Source organism: Dyadobacter sp. CY261 (assembly GCF_021440085.1).
Lineage (GTDB): Bacteria > Bacteroidota > Bacteroidia > Cytophagales > Spirosomataceae > Dyadobacter.
The window spans coordinates 1,235,994-1,253,088 of the sequence record NZ_JAKCPW010000001.1 but is presented as its reverse complement, the minus strand read 5'-3'; the positions used below and the strand labels follow the sequence as shown (position 1 = coordinate 1,253,088).

Genomic DNA, 17,095 nt, shown 5'->3' with positions numbered 1-17,095 from the left:
TTTGATAATAAACCTATTTGCTGTTTCATAAATGCTTTTCCATTTAACTACAATAAGGAAACATTACATAACAAAACTGCCCCGCACAAAACGGGGCAGTTTTTTATACTAATAAATACAAATTTGCTACTCCGGGTTTTGCACCAGCGAAGGGTTCAGCACCGTTTCCGCTTCCGGGAAGAAATGCACTACACGCGGATGGGTGTAGGGGATCTCCTGCTTCACAGCGCCTGCCAGCAAGTGTGTACCCGGATAATTGCGTTCCATCGTGCGTTTGTTGCGGAAAACATCGTGCTTGCGCAGTCCTTCCCAGGCAAATTCCAGGTGCGATTCTTCCAATACCACGTCGAGCACGCTGGCGTGACCCATCATATTGGTAGCCGAAAAAAGCTCGCTTCCCGATAATCCCGCGCGTTTGCGGATCAGATTCACGTCTTCCAATGCTGCTGCATTCTTGCCAAGTTTTGCATTGGCTTCCGCGCGAATGAGGTACATTTCGGCCAGACGGAAGAAAACCGGCGAGCTTAGCATCGGGTAGCCTTCCTGGTAGGAAAACTTGTTGATGTAATATTTCGGATAACCATTCCGGGCAGCAAGCACCTTGTTCCCGGCAGCGTCGGTCTTAATCGAGCCGTCGGCATTCTTCTCGTAAACCGGAATGATGTACTCGCGCCGTTTGTCGTTCGGGAATTTATCGACCAGCCTCCGGTATTTCTCCGAAGCGTACATTTCGCCCCAGCCCTCGCCATCGGACAAATACATCGCTCCAATGGCCGAATAACCGCGATTATCCTTCACAGTGTGCCGCACGGCGAAGATGGTCTCGGTGTTCGATTCGGGCACGGTGGTGTAGTATTTGGGTAAATTGGCTGTGGAAACAAGCGAGTAGCGGTTTGAACTGATGACCTTATCGGCATATTCGATCGCCTTTTCATTGTTCTCCATATACAAATAAATGCGGCTCAGCATGGCATAAGCCACTTCTTTGGAAGCGAAATTGTTGTTCTTCGCGACGGTCATCAGGCTGATCGCCTTTTCCAGGTCCTGGACAATGAATGCATAGGTCTCTTTCACGGTGCCGCGCGTTGGCTTTTCAGCCGGCTGGGCGGTCGATTTAACCAGGATCACGCCCGGGGATGCGCCTGCGTCGGGTGCATACGGCCGTGCAAACACATTCGCCAAATGGAAATGCAGTAATGCCCGCAGGAAATAGTTTTCTCCCAAGACCTGGTCGAGCTCCGCTGACTGCCCCTCTTTCAACAACTCGATGATCACATTCGCACCATAAACGGCCTGGTACGACTTCGTGTAGAAGTTGGTCGCTAATGCACTGGTTTTGATGTGATTGTAATTGTATGAAAAATACAGCGGATCGGAAGTCGTGCCGCTCAGCGAAACATTGTCCGAAGGAAATTCCGACATCATATGATAGGAACGGATGTAGTTACCGTCCTTCAAAATAGCATAGTTGCCCAATGTCGCCGCTTTAAGGCCTTCGGGCGTATTCACAACCTGCTCCGAGGTAAGGCCGTCGTAAGGTGTGATGGTGAGCTCGTCGGAGCAGCCCGTCAGCAGCGTGCCGCATAGCAACGCTGCAAATGTGTATGATCGAATAGGACGTTTCATGATAATGGCTTAGAAATTAAGGTTTACACCGAACATGAGCTTCTTGCTGCTCGGATAGCGCGAGCTGTTGGTACCATTGCTGAGATCGACTTCGGGATCGACGCCGGAGAACTTCGTCCAGGTAATGAGGTTATCGCCGCTCGCGAATACCGACAAGCCGCTGATATGCAGGCGGTCCGTGAATGATTTAGGAATATCATACGTTAGCCGCACGTTCCGCAAGCGGAGGTAACTGCCGTCTTCCAGGTAGCGCGAGGACGTTTTGTTGGAGTTTCTGTTACCATTCACAACAGCTTTGGGATGTGTCGCAATGTCCCCCTCTTTCTCCCAGCGCGACCAGCCGTCCTGCAAACGCATTTTGTTGTAGGTAGGATAAGCCCCGTCGTCATCGAACAGCTCGCGGTTGTAGATGTAAACCTTGTTGCCGGACACGAATGTGAAGAATGCAGAGAGCGTTACCCCGCCGTATTTAAATGTGTTGGTGATACCACCCGTAAATTTCGGATTCCTCGAACCCACAAAAACCCTGGAAGCGCTATTGTAGACATTGGTAGTCGACTCAACAATATTGCCCGACGCATCTTTCGTTTGCAGCAACCAAAGCGGGTCGCCATTCGCAGGGTCCACACCCATCCATTTACGCATATACCAGGAACCCAGCTCCTTACCGACTTCGATACGCTGGTTACCGCTTTCGATGGGCTCGTTTTTGTTCAGCGCCATCACCTTATTGCGGTTAACCGAGAAGTTGAAGCTCGTTTCCCAGTTGAATGCGCCCCGTATATTTTTCGATGTGATTTCGAGATCGATACCACGGTTGCGCACCGAGCCGATATTCTGGATTTGGGTAGTAAAACCGGTGGTCGCTTCAAGCGGCACGTTTTGCAACACATCTTTATTGAGGCGGTTGTACAAATCGACTACCAGATCGATGCGGTTGAAGAAACCGATGTTAATACCCGCGTCGTAGGTGTAAGCCTTTTCCCAGGTCAGGTTCGGGTTCGCTTTTCTGGCCGGGAAACCCGCAGGCAGGCCGGCATATTGTGCGTTGAAATCATATAAATCCTGCGCCACAAAGTCGCCGATATTCGCATTACCGGTTGTTCCATAGCTTGTGCGGACTTTGAATAAATGGATCTTGTCTTTCAAAGAACCAAAAAACTCCTCTCCCGACACATTCCAGGCCGCACCGACGGAGTAGAAGTTACCATAGCGGTTGTCCTTCCCAAAGCGCGAGGAACCGTCGCGACGGAAGGAGACGGTGGCAAAATATTTGTTATGCAAGTCGTAATCGACATTAACAAATGCCGAGGCAAATGCATTCTTGGTCTTGTAGCCCGTAAGCGAGGTGGGTGTGGCCGTCACGTTGAGGATGTCGAGCGATGGGAAAATGCCTTGCCCGGTGCCGCCCATGCCGTCGGTCTTGTTGCCCTGGAACTCCGCGCCGAGGATCGCATTAAATGTATGCGCACCGAATGACTTATTGGCATTCAACAAGTTAGAAGTAATGAAACTGCCGGTATATTCATAAGTATTGGTGAGCGAACCATTGTACGATTTCCCCGTTGGCGTGCGTCCATCCACATTCGATTCCGTGCGGGTATTCGTTACGGCATAGCGGTTCGAGGTCGAAAATGTCAGCCAGTCGAGAATGTTGTATTCCAATCTGATATCCCCTTGAATGCCCGATCCGCGGTTCTGATTGAAGTTGTACTGGTTGTTGAACAAAAAGTTGTTGCGATCGCGGCCATACCAGTCGGTGGTATTGGCATCCACGTAGCGATAAGAGCCATCGGCATTATACGGATTGTCCCACGGCAGGTTGATATACCCCTGATACAAATAGCCCTGGTCGTTCTGCCGGTTGTTGAAGAACGTATTCACGCGGGCAGTTACCTTCACCTTATCATTCAGGTTATGCTCGATATTCGCGCGGAAGTTGACATTCTCGTACCCTGTTTTCAGGATTACCCCTTCTTCATTGTAATAATTGGCCCCGAAATGGAAACGCGTGCGGTCGCCGCCGCCCGACAGCGACAACGCGTGGTTATGCGTGATGCCGGTCCGGAATGTCTGGTCGAGCCAATCGGTATTGCCGGGCGTAGCGGGCATGAAGCGGCTCTGGTAACCGGCGTAGGCCGTCGGGAAATTGTTGGCCGTCAGATAGGCATTGATCTGCGCGTCCGTCGGGTTAGGCGTCGTGGTGCTTAGCTGGGTGATGTAATTGGTACGCTTCGCATCATAATCGTTCTGGTACATATAATTGGTGAAATTCCAGAGCTCCTGCCCGTTCATGACCTCGAAATTCCCTCGCAACACATTGCTGAAGCCTACCGAACCATTGTAATTGATCTGCGTTTTCCCCGATTTCCCCGTCTTGGTCGTGATCACGACAACGCCATTGGAAGCACGTGAACCGTACAAACCAGTTGCCGCGGCATCCTTCAGGATCGAAATGGAAGCGATGTCGTTGGGATTGGCCGTACCGCCGATCAGCCCGTCGATCACATACAGAGGCTCGGCCCCCGCCGTGATGGAACCGGTACCCCGTACACGCACGCTCGGCTCCGTCCCCGGCGCACCACTCGCACTAGATACCACCACACCCGCCGCGCGACCTTGCAAGAGGGTAGCGGTATTATTGCTCGTCACCGTTTGTAACTCCGAGCCCTTGATCACCGATACCGAACTTACGAGTTCCGATTTCGACCGGCTCGAATAACCCGTTACAACTACCTCGTCGAGGCTCGATACGTCTTCCATCAACGTAATGTCGATCACCGAGCGGTTCTGAACGGGAATGTTCTGCGATTTGAAACCAATAAAACTGGCTACCAGCACATCCCCGGCGCCACTGGTATTGATCGTAAACTGGCCGTCCACGTCGGTTTGCGTACCGATGGTTGTGCCCTGCACGACAATGTTGACACCGATCAGCGGAACACCTTTGCTGTCGACCACTTTTCCTTTGACAGGGCCCGCAGTGCGCGAAGCGGTTTTGGCGAGTGGCCGCGCACCGGCGTCCAGCGGCACGATCAGCGGCATGGCGAGTCCCACCATGGCAGCCGTTCGAAACAGAATTTGGGTAAATCTCGGTTTCATAGATTTTAAAATTGATTAATGAGTTAAGAGTAGAATAAATTCGTTAGAATTCTAACCACACCAAAATTAACCGTATCATCCAGATAAACAAGAAAAAATAACAAAATGTGTTCGAGCACACTGGTCATTTGAGAAAGAATAGTGCTCTTTAAGATTGATAGATTAACAATGAATATATACTACAAAAAAATCGGACTGGAAGGAATCCAGTCCGATTTGGTATTTATAAAATGTATTTCTAAATGCGTTACGGGCAAGAAGTTCTTTATTCTACCGCCACATATTTACCCGAGCAAGCCTCGATGCAGCCGTAGCTCAGCGTTACTTTGCCGGCGGATAGTTCGGAATAATACCAGATATGCGATGGCGCATTTTTATCCACCGGGATCATCTCGATGCGCTTATCATCCAGGATTTTATAAGCATCGAACAACTGGGCCGACGATTGTTCAATACCCTTAGTTTCTACAAATTCACCATTTTCCCTGAACTCGATCACATGGGCAGCCGCGTCTTTCACTTCATGGTAAGTACCACTGCCGTCACCCGGGTCGCCCAGGTATTCGGTGATCTTCCATTTGCCGACCAGACCGTTGTTTTCTTTGAATGCCCTTTTCGCAGTGTCATCCTGCGGCTCGGCATTTTCATTCTGGCAGGCGATTACGGTCCAAAACAGGATCAGCGAAAGAAGTATGCGCGTTGTTTTCATGGCCTAAATATTAAATTGGTTTCGGTTACATAGATGCAGCCGCTTCCACTTTCGTTGGAAATGAAAAACAAAATAGTAACTAAAACAAGAGAGCAGCCTACCATTGCACATTCCCTATTTACGGATCGTCCTGAATGTCAGATTAATCCGCGGCCCATTGAGCGTTTTCGATTTCGGCACCCGGTGCTCCCAGGTATGCTGCAAATCGCCCTTCATGATGAGCAATGAACCGTTTTCCAGTGTCAAACCGTATTTCCGGCTGTTATCTGGCCGATAGCGGAATTCGAAGCGCCGCTCCTGCCCCAGGCTCACCGATGCGATCACAGGATTACGCCCGAGCTCGTATTCGTTATCGCCATGCCAGGCCACAGAATCGTTGCCGTCGCGATAGTAATTCAGGAGCACGCTGTTGAAGGTAAAATCCGTTTTTTCCTCAATGCGTCTTTTGAGGTTTGCGAGTTCGGTCGTCCATGCATAAGGCTCGAACCGCGTGCCGGAGAACGTATACGACTTATCGGTATCACCAAACCATGCCATTAATCGCGGCGCGAGCACTTTCTTGCCATACATTTGCATGGCCTGCTGCCGCCAGGACACGCCGCCGATCCATTTTTGCATATATTCTGCACTTTCCTCAGGAGACACAAAACCTGGATAGTATTCAAGCAGATCCTCCGGAAATTGCAGCGCCTCCTGCGAGCGAAAAAGGTTTAATTGTTTCATTGAAGTTTGTCGATCGATGTGTTACGGAACAGAGAACAAGAAAGCCGACAAAAAAGTCTGTGCCTGATCTTAATCCTGTGTTACAAGCATCGCTAACCGCGTTGCCAGGAACGCACGAGCCGCTGGCGCTGGTATGATTTACGGCATTTCGTAGCCTGTAATGCCGTATTTCTTCAACTTTTTCATCAACAGATTACGGCCTCGCAGCAACTGTGAACGGGATGTACTGTCGGTAATAGAAAGCGCCTCGGCGATTTCTATATGCGAGTAACCGTCGATAATGTGCAGGTTGACGATCCGTTTATAGCCTTCCGGCAGTTGGGCGATCATGTCATTGATAGTGCCGATGCTTAGGCGGTCGACCATAGTAACGTGGTCATTGGATTCAAAATCCATCGGCGCCATGTCCATCGAATGGTTCTGTACTTCTTTTTTGGTCGTGCGATGGTAATAATTAATCGCCGTGCGGGTAACGACCGACCGCATCCATGATTCGATCGATTCGATATTCTGAACGCTGTGTATGTGCCGAAAGATCTTCACGAACGATTCCTGATAAATGTCTTCGGCCTCCATACGCGTCCGGGCAAAACGCACACAAATACGCATGAGTTCGCTTCGGAACCGGTTATAAAATAACGTTTGTGCACGCGGATCGTAGTTTTGGCAAGCTTTGACGAGATCTGTCAGCGTGCGGTAATTTCTTTTGGCTGATGCTTTCATGTGTAAGGAGTTGGGTGTAGTGACTAAAAATCTTTTTTCTTGATTTCTGCGCATTAATACCCTCCTTACCTGCCAACCTTATCGGTTTGGGTCAAAAAAAATAAAAATAAAAAAAACCGGGCGCATTTCAGCACTACCGGTTCCTGATAATCAACTATTTACTAAAACTTATAGGCAACGCTCAATGTGGAATTTCTGGGTTTCTGCGGGTTCACCGACCAGTAACCGATGGCATATTCCTGATCCGTGATGTTGTTCACATTCAAAGAAATTCGAAGGTGGCGCGCATGATAGAATACGCCTCATTCAACGAAGTGGACAAATACATCCGCGGCTGCCTGCTATTTGAGCTTCCCTGAATTCACATAAAAATCTGATAAAAGCGACAGGAATTCATCCTTCCGCCGCCGTGAGACCTCTATCTCGGTATTGTCGCTCATCCAAACCTGGCCGCCATCGCCTTTAACATACCGTTTGATATGTTCCAGGTTGATAATATTGGATTGGTGAACCCGGAAGAAAAAGTAGTTGTCCAGGATTTCTTCATATTCCTTCAAAAGTCGTGATACCACAATGGCCGGGCCTTTCACGAGGTGAAATTTGGTGTAGGAACCTAATGACTCGCACTGGATAATGTCTGTCATCTGTACAAAATGGATTCCCTCGGACGTAGGCAATGCAATGCGCTGATTGTCATTACGTTTTCGCTCCACCAGCCTCAGCGCACGAACAGGGTCCAGCTGTTCCTGCAAAATTCGCAACTGCTCGGGATTGACGCTCCCTACCTTTTCCCGGAACTTCCCGATGGCGGTTTGCAGCTCATCGGGATCGATGGGTTTGAGCAGATAATCGATAGCGCTGAAACGGAATGCGCGAATGGCATATTCCTGATAAGCCGTTGTGAAAATGACCCCAAAATCGACCTTCTCGAAAGTCGACAACATATCAAAACCACTTTTTCCCGGCATTTGAATGTCGAGAAAAATCAGGTTAGGCCGTTCTTTCCGGATCAGCTCGGCCCCGGCATCGGCATTGCGGGCCTCCCCACAGATCACCACTTCGGGATTTACTATGCGGATCAGGTTGGCCAATGCCTCCCGGGCATTGGTTTCATCATCAATAATTGCAGCGCGTAATGCCTGAGTCATATATTTTCTATCGGAATTATCATTTTCACCAGTGTTCCAGCCGGTTTGTTCTGGTCATCAAAGAGATCGATCAGCTCGATCTTGGCCTCACTGTCCTTGTGCCGCAGTGCCTCGAAAATGCCACGGGTCATTTCCTCCCCGCGCGAAATATGGCCTTCCTTCCGCGGGGAGAAATTACGGCCCACGCCATTGTCCCCGATCGTGCAAATGATGTGGCGATCGTTCAGCCGCGCGGTGATCGTCAGTTTCTTCTCTCCTTCCTTCGGCATGAGTCCGTGCCAGATCGCATTTTCGACATATGGCTGCAACAGCATTGGCGGCAACTGCGCATCGAGCAATAGATCGTTTTCCTCAATATCGAAAGCATAGGTAAACTCGTGATTGAACCGGAATGATTCTATTTCGACATACAACCTCAGCGTGTCTATGATTTTTTCAAAAGACAAGTATTGATAGTTGGAATTCTCCATGATCTGTCGTACGAGCTTAGAGAATTTGGACAAATACTTTGCCCCCTCGACCCCACGGTTTGTCAACAGATAATTTTGTACTGAATTGAGGGAATTGAAAAGGAAATGCGGGTTCATCTGAGACTGTAATGCTTTCAGCTTCCATTCGGTGATTTGCAGGTCGAGCCGGTCGCGTTCGTGAAGTGTACTTACCCGCCACCGCATCATGACCACGATCAGTCCGGCGATCGTCAGGCCGATCAGCACCCTGAAAAACCAGGTACTGGTAAAATAAGGCCGGATCACCAGCCGGATCACCAGCGGCTTTTTGCTCGTAATGCCATACGTATTCGTGCTGCGTACACGCAACGTGTAGGAGCTCGCCGGGAGGTTCGCAAACGACACAGCATGCTCGTTACCCATATTGACCCAATCTTCCTCGTACCCTTCCAACTGATAGCTGTAATTGTTTTGCGAAGAGGGCTCGAAGTTCAACGTGGTGAAACTGAAGCTAACCGAATTTTCATCGGGTTGCAGCACTATTTCATTGGCCGTATCCTGGAACAGCTTCTTACCTTTCACCTCCACCGCGCCGAGCATAATGCGTGGCGACCGCACATTCCCACCCAGCAGATTGACATTCAACACATTCAGCATATTCACATAACCAAGCAACAGCTCGCCGGGCGCATTGTAATAAAAACCTACCGGCGCATTGCTCCGCAAGCCCTCAATGGTGGTCAGGTAGCGGATGGCGCGTGTCTTTGGATCGGCGATGTGGATACCTTCGTTGGTGCTGAACCACAAGCGGCCATCGGGCGTCTCGGCGATATTAGAGCAGTAGGTATCTTTCAGGGAAGACGAATTAAAATCAAATGAGTCCCGGATCAGACCCGTGGATGCTACGCGGGAAACGCCACCCCAACTCGCCACCAACACAGATCCGTCCGGCGCCACCTGAATGGCGTTAATGCATTCACCGCCTAACCTTTTGCCCTTGTTGAGGGGCAAGTCCCCGATATTGATAAACAGGCCCTTTTCTTCATCGAAAAAAAACAAACCACGCGAGCAGGTAGCGATCCAGATCCGCCCGTCGGGTGTCTCACGAATCGCTTTAATATAGCTTTGATTGACCAGTTTGCGACCTTCCCCGGCTTTCCATAAATGCAATTCCCGGTTTGTGGAAGGGTCGATCACTTTCAAACCCTCGTTCAGATTGGCAATCCACAGACGACCTTTGCGGTCTAAGAGCCCGTCCCGGAAATCGGTGTTGCGGAAAAGCTGTGTGCCAGTATGCCATGGCTGAAAACGGTCCGTGGCGGCATTACCGATGAAAATGCCCTTATCTGTAAACACAAATGCCTGTTCACCGATCACCCTCACTTTATCGCCAAAAGCCTCTTTCTTCTCATAACGATGCAGTCTGAAACTGTTGGCCGACGGCTCCCAATGCAGCACCCCCGAATGCGACAACCCGAGCCAGTAACTACCTTTCTCTGCGGGTTGAATGCTCGTAACCTGCACCGGCAGGCGCACCACTTCGGGAGGGATCGCGACCGTGCGGATGCCAACATTGTGATAGCGGTATTTGAAAACCCCCTCACTGGTCCCGATCCACAGGATACCATTCTCCTTGTCGTCGTACATATCTTTGACACGGATGCCTCTGTTGTAAAATTCTGGCAAGTGATAAAGCGCTTTCCGCTCGGGATAGTACACGCTGATACCGTCGTTTGTCCCCACAAACAATAGTTTCCGTCCGTTCTCGTCGCGGGATTCCCTGGCACATACCACATTATTTTGTTCAAAACCAGCTTTCCGGACCGAAAAACGATGCGTTGCAGGGGTATACTTCACCAATCCATACTCGTATCCTCCGATCCAGAGATCGCCCGCCGAATCCTGCGAACCTCTGCTCAGGCGGATGGCAATGCGGTTTTCAGGATAGATTGCCTCCGGGCCCAGCACACACACCAGCTTGTCCCCTTTCCGGTCATAATAGTAAAGACCCAGTTCCGAAACGATCCACAGTACACGTTGATGGTCTTCGAAAAAACTGGCATACTGGTAAACATCCCCGCCATCACCCGCTCCTTTGAAGGTGTAACGATGGAGCTTCTTCTTCACGATGTCGTACCGCTGCACCGAGGTGTAGTCACAGACCCACATCTGGTCATACGAATCCACCGTGCCCTGCTCATGCAAGTCATTGCCTGTTTCCTCGTCGTCGTAGTTGTTATGCACCAATGTGGTCACCTCCATCGTATTCCGGTCTATCCGGGTAATGCCGCGTGTATCCACCGACGTGTACAGATCGCCTTTGGAGTCCGTCGAGATACCTGAACAGTAACCGAGTTGTAAACTATCGAGCCGCAGGAAGTTATAGCCATCGTAACGACAAAGATTCCGCCCCGTGCCGATCCAGAGGAAGCCCTTCCTGTCTTTATTGAGGCACCATACGTCATTGGAGGGCATGCCCTCTTTGGTAGTGAGATGTTCGAGCGTCAGAACAGGCATTTGCGCGCCGGCCTCCCGGCCAAGCAGGAAAATGAACATTACGAAACCCGTAAGACGCATGCGTGTTGAAGAAAGCTGAGCAAATAATAGTTGTAAGCTAAATGAGCGGGGTTCTTACTGTCTCAGCCGCGCCGCTGTCTTACTTTGGCTAACCCACCCGGGTCCGCGTCCGACACCTCCGCGTTTCGCCGTGTGCCTGCGGGCCTGGTTTTTCGCCTCGTCTGCCTGGTTTCTTTCGACATAACAAAGTGCGAACAGGATCGCGAAAGTAAGATAGCCTAAAATAGTTTTCATAGAAATAGATGCAACCGCCGGTCAGAAATACACCAGGCTCAACAGGATAATAAGCGTGATCAGCAATAGGGCAATCCAGTCGAATTGCCGGTCAAAAAACTTTCTGACCCTCCCTTTTGCCCGTCGCCGATCCTCCTTTTTCGCCGGATTACCGCCCGTTTCCATATGCCTGGTGGTGAATTTTGGGTGAATGATTATCTAAAAATCGGCATATCCACGCGAGGCCGTGACCATTGCTTCAAATGTGGCTGTAATAGAACCATAGCTGGCAGAAAACATCTGATATCCGGGACAAGTATCCGCCGGAGATGAGAGCTAAGTAACAAAAAGCACACATCCCGAGCTGTCCCTCATCCTTAGAAAGTTACGGCATACGTTCACCGCTATATTATCGCTGTATGAAATCACGAAAATTTAAATTTTTTTAGGCGTTTAAATTTCTAAATCCCAGCCCATTGCGGAAATTCGTGCATTTCTGCTCAAAAAATAGTGCTCTCAAAATTTGTTTCATAAAATCGCAATTGTACTTTTGCACCATGATACGGCGACACGGAAAAGACAAATCGCCCGAAACGACTTCGATTGTTAACTTTTTATGAAGCGCAACGAATAAAGTGGACGGAGAAGTTTTTTGAACACACCTAAGTTGCCAAACGATTCCGTAGCTCAGCTGGTAGAGCAATACACTTTTAATGTATGGGTCCTGGGTTCGAATCCCAGCGGGATCACTGAAAGCGCCTCAAAGGGCGCTTTTTTGTTTTAAAATGTTCTGAAAATCAGCTTGTTCCAAAATTTGTGAATCATTCCTGATCAAAGTAACCTATCCGATTCGGTTACCGTTTCGGTTACCTATCTGATTTTCTAAATTAGGTAACCGAATTTCCGAAAATAGCTTGTGTGATGTGGTTTTGAGGAAATCGATGCGTCGCCTGCGGGAAGTTCCCGCAGGCAACATTAGATCACTTAAAAATGTGAAGGATGAAAAGCAATCAGAAACTTTCGATCCTCTTCTGGCTATTCAAAGCCAAAGCAACCAAAGACGGCAAAGCGCCGATTTATGTCCGGATTACCATCGATGGTCTCGATGATGAAATCTCCCTCGGTAAAAAGGTCCACCCTGATGACTGGTGTAACCAAACCAAAAAAGTAACCGCCTCAGGAATGGAGGCAAAACTGATCAACATTGCTATCGATCAGGCGCGCACCTCGCTCACCTCCCAGTTCATGGTACTGCAATCGCAGTTTGAATGCATCACGCCTACGATGCTTAAAAACGTCTTCAAAGGAAAACCGGTGGAAGACAAAGGCGATGCCCCCAAGCAAGGGTTGAAGAAGCAGCAGACCCTGCTTCAAGCATTCGACGAGCACATCGAAAAATTCGAATTGATGGTCCAGCGCGGGATGCGTTCTGACAATACACTGCGGCACTGGCGAAAACTTAAAAGACATGTTACCGCTTTCATTAAGTTTCAATACAAGGCATCTGATCTATATTTTTCAGAGCTATCCGGCCTGTTTGCGGAAGAACTTTACGAATATCTAACGCTTCACAAGCCCAAACCGCTCGCGGAGGTATCTGCCCGCAAGGATGTCAAGTGGACAAGACAAATTGTAAAAATCGGCGTCAAAAAGGATTTCATAACGCGGAACCCGATGGAAGGCTTCAAGTGCTCTGGTGGCGATGTTGAAGTGATTCCGTTAGAGTTTGAACAGGTGGAAAGAATTCATCGAAAGAAGTTGCATGTTGAAAGGCTGTCTGAGGTACGCGACGCCTTTATTTTTCAATGTTTTACTGGCTTTGCCTACCAGGACATATATGGACTGACCAGGGACAGCATTACGCTTGTCGGTCCGAAGAGAGAAAAGTGGCTTGTCCGGAAACGAGGGAAAACACAGGTCGGCGAAATGGTGCCCATACTGCCGATTGTAGAAGAATTGATTGAAAAGTATAAGAACCATCCGTACTGCGTAGCCCATGATAAACTGATCCCAGTTAACAGCAATTTCAGGTACAATACGTATTTGAAGGAGCTGGCAGACCTGTGCGATATTCGTGACATCACAGGAAGTATCAGAAGACTGGACACTCACGACGCCAGACATTTCTTTGCTGATATGATGCTAAATAATGGTGTTCCCTTGGAAGATGTCAGCAAAATGCTCGGCCATAGGAACATCAGAACTACGATGCGCTATTGTAGGGTGAGAAAATCACGTATTAGCGAGAGTGTGGGGCTAGTAAGGGATAGATTGTTTACTAAAACCGGCAAGCTTCGGCAGGCTTCCTAGGTGCCAATAAAGCTATCTGACCCGGTCGTCAACATACCATTCAAGGCGGCCGGGCGGATAGTAAAAAGTATCAAATCCTATTTTCTAGAATTTTCCTGGCCACTTTCTTATCCCATTTCAAAAAGATATCGCTTTTCCGAGGCATTTTGATTCGGAAGATATTTGGAAGAAAATTCTTGTCGTGTGGCAAGAGTGAGCTCTTCGGCAGATGGACCTAGATATGTTTTGAAAACTTAGATTTACCTTTTGTAATTATGATAATGAAGAAAATATTCAATCACAACTGATTAATCAGTCATTGTTAATAGTTCGCTTGATTAAAAGATCTCTATCCATAGTTTGACGTATTTCATCTCAAAATTGCTTATTTGAATTTGCGAAACTACTGACAGCAGTTGTTATTTTCGAGCTAATTCACAGTCGAATTCCTTCCAAAGCACGGATTAACAGCAAAAACGTTTGCATTTTGTCCAATTTAGAAACAATTGTCGGTTGCCATATATGCTCTACAAAAAAACAGAAAGATTTTCTTTAATTATTTCAATGGTGCTATCTGTTTCTCTAGGAAAAACAGGCTATTGTCAAAAAGCTACCCAAACGTATGTCCGGGACCATTTTGTAGCTATGCAGGGAGGGGCCAAACAAAATTATGATGCGATCGGTCAGGCAATCGGCGACGCTCGTGTAGTCATGTTGGGTGAGCAATCACATGGCGATGCGACTGCGTTTCAGGTTAAATCAAATCTTGTAAAGTACCTGCATGAAAAGAAGGGATTTAATGTTCTGGCATTTGAGAGTGATTTCTTCGGGCTCACAGCGGGATGGGATCAGATTCCCAAAACCAAAGAGAATATAACGAAGCTTTTAAAGGAAAACCTGTATCCTGTATGGTCGCGATGCAGCGAGTGCGATGACTTGCTGTATCAATACATTCCGCAACAGGCGCAGGGCAATAATCCGTTGATCGTCGCCGGCATCGATGATCAGTTTCACGGCATATTCACGGCAGAAAACATGAAATTCCAGCTTACAAAACTTCTAAAAGCAGACAATTCTTCATATGCACACTCGGACGAGTATGCTAATTTCTTCGTCCCTTTTTTGGATACGCTTTGGAGCCTGAATTATAAACACAGGAGTTATCTGGATAGCCTGTCAAAAAATTCGAACCATGAAAATCTGACCAAATTCGAAAATTCTGCCCAGATTATTTGCTCGCAATTAAGAGACAGCACATCCCTGGCGCACAGGATTTTGAAAAACTACCTGAGTTTTTCAAAGGAAATACGGTCATATAACCAGCTATTTACCGACACATTGAACACCCGCGACAGAACGATGGCAGAAAACCTAAAATGGTTGATCGAAAAAAAATACCCCAATGAGAAAATCATTGTTTGGGCTGCAAACAGCCATATCATGACACCCGAATTAGGCTCTTTTAAAAATAAGCGTTATGACACTCCCAAACTGGGTGGGCAATTTGCAAAAATGACCAAACGCAGGAGCGACATCTATGTGATGGGCTTCACTTCAAAATCAGGAACGTCGCGCGCCGGCAATTCGAACACGGTTTCCCGATATTTCTACACGAGGAAAGGACGAAAAAGCTTTGAAAACTGGATTCCCGATGACGTAGATTTTGGGTTTGTTGACCTCCAACCGATGAAACCCGGTAACGATTTTTTTAAACTAAATGCGTTGGGCCACTATACCTTGGAAGCTAGATGGTCGATAGTATTCGACGGAATATTTTATATAAAGACGATGATGCCGTGTACGAGCGAAAAAGATAGTGATGGCCCCGCTCGATAACCGAAAGTAGTCGACGTAGCGTAGGCGCTTAGTGTCAAATCAATTGAAGCAATCGTTACAGTTGGAAGAACGGTTTTCACACTGCCGGAAAGCTCATGGTGTTCTTGGCGAGCTACCTTCTCTTAAAATGCATTATGGCATTTCTGTGGCGCGGATACGAAACAACATTTGATCCATAATCTATTTATAGACTTTAAAGTCGTATCTGGTCTTCCCGCCAGCCTTAACAGTGCAACAATAATTCACCTTCTTCCCTTCTTTATAGACATCATATCCTCGATATACCAAGTGAAACGCAGGATTGTCAACACCCGCAACTGTGATACCAATTCCTGTGTAGCCCTTTGGAGCATCCACAATGGCCTCATAATTACCGTCGGCGTCTGACGTCACACGATACAAACCCTTGGTATTTCCCAAGTCCTTGTATGCACTGATGACAAATTGCACGCTGTCAACCGGATGACCGGCAATTTCAGTTACAGTTCCAAAAATGGTTGTCTCCCTCGAAAAGATTCCACCATTTTTGCACCCATGCAACGTCGATTCAGAGGCAAGGCATATGATAATCAATAAAGTCCAGTATAGTCTTTTTGCTTTCATTTGAACTAGAAGTCACAATTTCTTGAATTAAGATTCAGAATGCCGATGCTCGATATTAACGGTCGGAATATCACCAAAGTTGAAATTCCGAAAGAGTATCCATGCAGTTGGAGCCTGGCCATGGGCACTTGCTTTTAATACTGGAGCGACAATGATATTCCCTGCCCAATGCGGGACTATGCGGCTGGGGTAAGAGCTCACTCCGGGTATGAACCCGTGTTTAGCAATGCAGCAATCAATCTATGCAAAGGCGTTCAATTCGATACGCATCAATGCTCATTCTACAATAAACCCAAAGCTTTCTTCCAATCCCTGGGGAAGGATTGGATAAATTTCGTTGATCCGGTTGTTCCTCGATTTGATACGGATTATCGCGTTGTATTTCTCGGAATCTCCGAGCATGCAAGTGCCTTTGGGGACCACTTCTGCGGTTTGCAAAAAGTTGATCGCCGGATAAATATCGAATGCTCCTTTTTTCTTGGCAACAAAACCAATGTCGAGGTTCCAGAATCCGCCTTGATTCACAGCGTCGAAGCTGTAAGTGGCAGTCTGTTTTCCAGTGCGGACGAAAGTATCAAAATAAGTTTGAAATACTCGTACGATGGTGGTATCCATTGCAAACGGTGAAGTGCTGGTAAAGTAAGAAGCCGTCGAAAGTCTGAAAAAGAGGCTCAGCCGCCCGCGAATATTCACCAGGCGGCCGCTCAGCGAATCCATTATGACTTCGGGGATGTGCGCGCGAATGAATACGGTGTCGCCAATGCTCATCTGCCGGGATGTCGTCCAGATTTCGGCCTGCTGATAACCAAATTTATATTTCTGTGGTATGTAGGTCTTGCATTTTGGCTCGAAAATGCTCAGGTCAGTAAAATCGCATCCCGAACATAGCAGCAACAAAGGCCAGACTAAGAGGAATAGATGTTTCATGGTGACTGTTTATTGCTCTCTGAATTAGATGACTTTCATTAAAAGGATAGTTGCCTTACCACACCATCTTTATCATTTTTAGCGGTAATGTTCAGGCCCCAACTTGGTTGATATTAGTAATACAAAGAAATGACATATGATAAATTTAGGCCTTGTCCTACGACATAGAT

Annotated in this window: 13 protein-coding genes and 1 tRNA gene; 3 read left to right on the top strand and 11 right to left on the bottom strand. The window is 47.9% G+C overall.

Annotated elements, in window-relative coordinates:
- Nucleotides 1-126 precede the first annotated feature (126 nt).
- From LZD49_RS05005 to LZD49_RS04965, 9 genes are all read right to left on the bottom strand, one after another.
- Entirely contained in the window at nt 127-1,626 is a 1,500-nt protein-coding gene (locus LZD49_RS05005; protein ID WP_234666223.1) for a RagB/SusD family nutrient uptake outer membrane protein, read from the bottom strand.
- 9 nt (nt 1,627-1,635) lie between these two features.
- The gene (locus LZD49_RS05000; RefSeq protein ID WP_234666222.1) at nt 1,636-4,728 is read right to left on the bottom strand and encodes a TonB-dependent receptor; all 3,093 of its coding nucleotides are present in this window, start codon (nt 4,726-4,728) and stop codon (nt 1,636-1,638) included.
- A 265-nt stretch (nt 4,729-4,993) separates the two neighbouring features.
- Nucleotides 4,994-5,437 (bottom strand): hypothetical protein, encoded by a 444-nt coding sequence (locus LZD49_RS04995; RefSeq protein WP_234666221.1) that lies wholly within the window; start codon nt 5,435-5,437, stop codon nt 4,994-4,996.
- A 114-nt stretch (nt 5,438-5,551) separates the two neighbouring features.
- The gene (locus LZD49_RS04990; RefSeq protein WP_234666220.1) at nt 5,552-6,160 is read right to left on the bottom strand and encodes an alpha-ketoglutarate-dependent dioxygenase AlkB; all 609 of its coding nucleotides are present in this window, start codon (nt 6,158-6,160) and stop codon (nt 5,552-5,554) included.
- A gap of 138 nt (nt 6,161-6,298) precedes the next feature.
- Nucleotides 6,299-6,883, bottom strand: a complete 585-nt coding sequence (locus LZD49_RS04985) for an RNA polymerase sigma factor (RefSeq protein WP_234666219.1) — start codon at nt 6,881-6,883, stop codon at nt 6,299-6,301.
- Between the two features lie 341 nt (nt 6,884-7,224).
- The gene (locus LZD49_RS04980) at nt 7,225-8,031 is read right to left on the bottom strand and encodes a LytTR family DNA-binding domain-containing protein (protein WP_234666218.1); all 807 of its coding nucleotides are present in this window, start codon (nt 8,029-8,031) and stop codon (nt 7,225-7,227) included.
- Entirely contained in the window at nt 8,028-11,057 is a 3,030-nt protein-coding gene (locus LZD49_RS04975; RefSeq protein WP_234666217.1) for a two-component regulator propeller domain-containing protein, read from the bottom strand. The genes LZD49_RS04980 and LZD49_RS04975 overlap by 4 nt, the downstream gene beginning before the upstream one ends.
- A gap of 54 nt (nt 11,058-11,111) precedes the next feature.
- Entirely contained in the window at nt 11,112-11,291 is a 180-nt protein-coding gene (locus LZD49_RS04970) for a hypothetical protein (protein WP_234666216.1), read from the bottom strand.
- A gap of 21 nt (nt 11,292-11,312) precedes the next feature.
- On the bottom strand, nt 11,313-11,456 hold the full coding sequence (locus LZD49_RS04965; RefSeq protein ID WP_234666215.1) for a hypothetical protein: 144 nt from the start codon (nt 11,454-11,456) through the stop codon (nt 11,313-11,315).
- Between the two features lie 490 nt (nt 11,457-11,946).
- Between LZD49_RS04965 and LZD49_RS04960 the strand changes: the two genes are divergently transcribed.
- The 3 genes from LZD49_RS04960 to LZD49_RS04950 all read left to right on the top strand — a co-directional run bounded on the left by LZD49_RS04960 (nt 11,947) and on the right by LZD49_RS04950 (nt 15,395).
- Nucleotides 11,947-12,019, top strand: a tRNA-Lys gene (locus LZD49_RS04960).
- A gap of 250 nt (nt 12,020-12,269) precedes the next feature.
- A complete protein-coding gene (locus tag LZD49_RS04955; protein WP_234666214.1) occupies nt 12,270-13,580 on the top strand; it encodes a site-specific integrase in 1,311 nt (436 codons plus the stop codon).
- 543 nt (nt 13,581-14,123) lie between these two features.
- Entirely contained in the window at nt 14,124-15,395 is a 1,272-nt protein-coding gene (locus LZD49_RS04950; protein WP_234666213.1) for an erythromycin esterase family protein, read from the top strand.
- Between the two features lie 180 nt (nt 15,396-15,575).
- On the opposite strand, the gene LZD49_RS04945 is transcribed toward LZD49_RS04950, so the two are convergent.
- Nucleotides 15,576-15,998 (bottom strand): hypothetical protein, encoded by a 423-nt coding sequence (locus LZD49_RS04945; RefSeq protein WP_234666212.1) that lies wholly within the window; start codon nt 15,996-15,998, stop codon nt 15,576-15,578.
- A 276-nt stretch (nt 15,999-16,274) separates the two neighbouring features.
- Complete coding sequence (locus tag LZD49_RS04940) at nt 16,275-16,925, bottom strand: hypothetical protein (RefSeq protein WP_234666211.1); 651 nt, start codon at nt 16,923-16,925, stop codon at nt 16,275-16,277.
- Between the last annotated feature and the right edge of the window lie 170 nt (nt 16,926-17,095).

What these genes read in the sequence shown, in the direction of transcription:
- LZD49_RS05005 (WP_234666223.1), bottom strand. Translation starts at nt 1,626, where the DNA reads ATGAAACGTCCTATTCGATCATACACATTTGCAGCGTTGCTATGCGGC.
- LZD49_RS05000 (WP_234666222.1), bottom strand. Translation starts at nt 4,728, where the DNA reads ATGAAACCGAGATTTACCCAAATTCTGTTTCGAACGGCTGCCATGGTG.
- LZD49_RS04990 (WP_234666220.1), bottom strand. Translation starts at nt 6,160, where the DNA reads ATGAAACAATTAAACCTTTTTCGCTCGCAGGAGGCGCTGCAATTTCCG.
- LZD49_RS04965 (WP_234666215.1), bottom strand. Translation starts at nt 11,456, where the DNA reads ATGGAAACGGGCGGTAATCCGGCGAAAAAGGAGGATCGGCGACGGGCA.
- LZD49_RS04970 (WP_234666216.1), bottom strand. Translation starts at nt 11,291, where the DNA reads ATGAAAACTATTTTAGGCTATCTTACTTTCGCGATCCTGTTCGCACTT.
- LZD49_RS04975 (WP_234666217.1), bottom strand. Translation starts at nt 11,057, where the DNA reads ATGCGTCTTACGGGTTTCGTAATGTTCATTTTCCTGCTTGGCCGGGAG.
- LZD49_RS04985 (WP_234666219.1), bottom strand. Translation starts at nt 6,883, where the DNA reads ATGAAAGCATCAGCCAAAAGAAATTACCGCACGCTGACAGATCTCGTC.
- LZD49_RS04995 (WP_234666221.1), bottom strand. Translation starts at nt 5,437, where the DNA reads ATGAAAACAACGCGCATACTTCTTTCGCTGATCCTGTTTTGGACCGTA.
- LZD49_RS04940 (WP_234666211.1), bottom strand. Translation starts at nt 16,925, where the DNA reads ATGAAACATCTATTCCTCTTAGTCTGGCCTTTGTTGCTGCTATGTTCG.
- LZD49_RS04950 (WP_234666213.1), top strand. Translation starts at nt 14,124, where the DNA reads ATGGTGCTATCTGTTTCTCTAGGAAAAACAGGCTATTGTCAAAAAGCT.
- LZD49_RS04980 (WP_234666218.1), bottom strand. Translation starts at nt 8,031, where the DNA reads ATGACTCAGGCATTACGCGCTGCAATTATTGATGATGAAACCAATGCC.
- LZD49_RS04955 (WP_234666214.1), top strand. Translation starts at nt 12,270, where the DNA reads ATGAAAAGCAATCAGAAACTTTCGATCCTCTTCTGGCTATTCAAAGCC.
- LZD49_RS04945 (WP_234666212.1), bottom strand. Translation starts at nt 15,998, where the DNA reads ATGAAAGCAAAAAGACTATACTGGACTTTATTGATTATCATATGCCTT.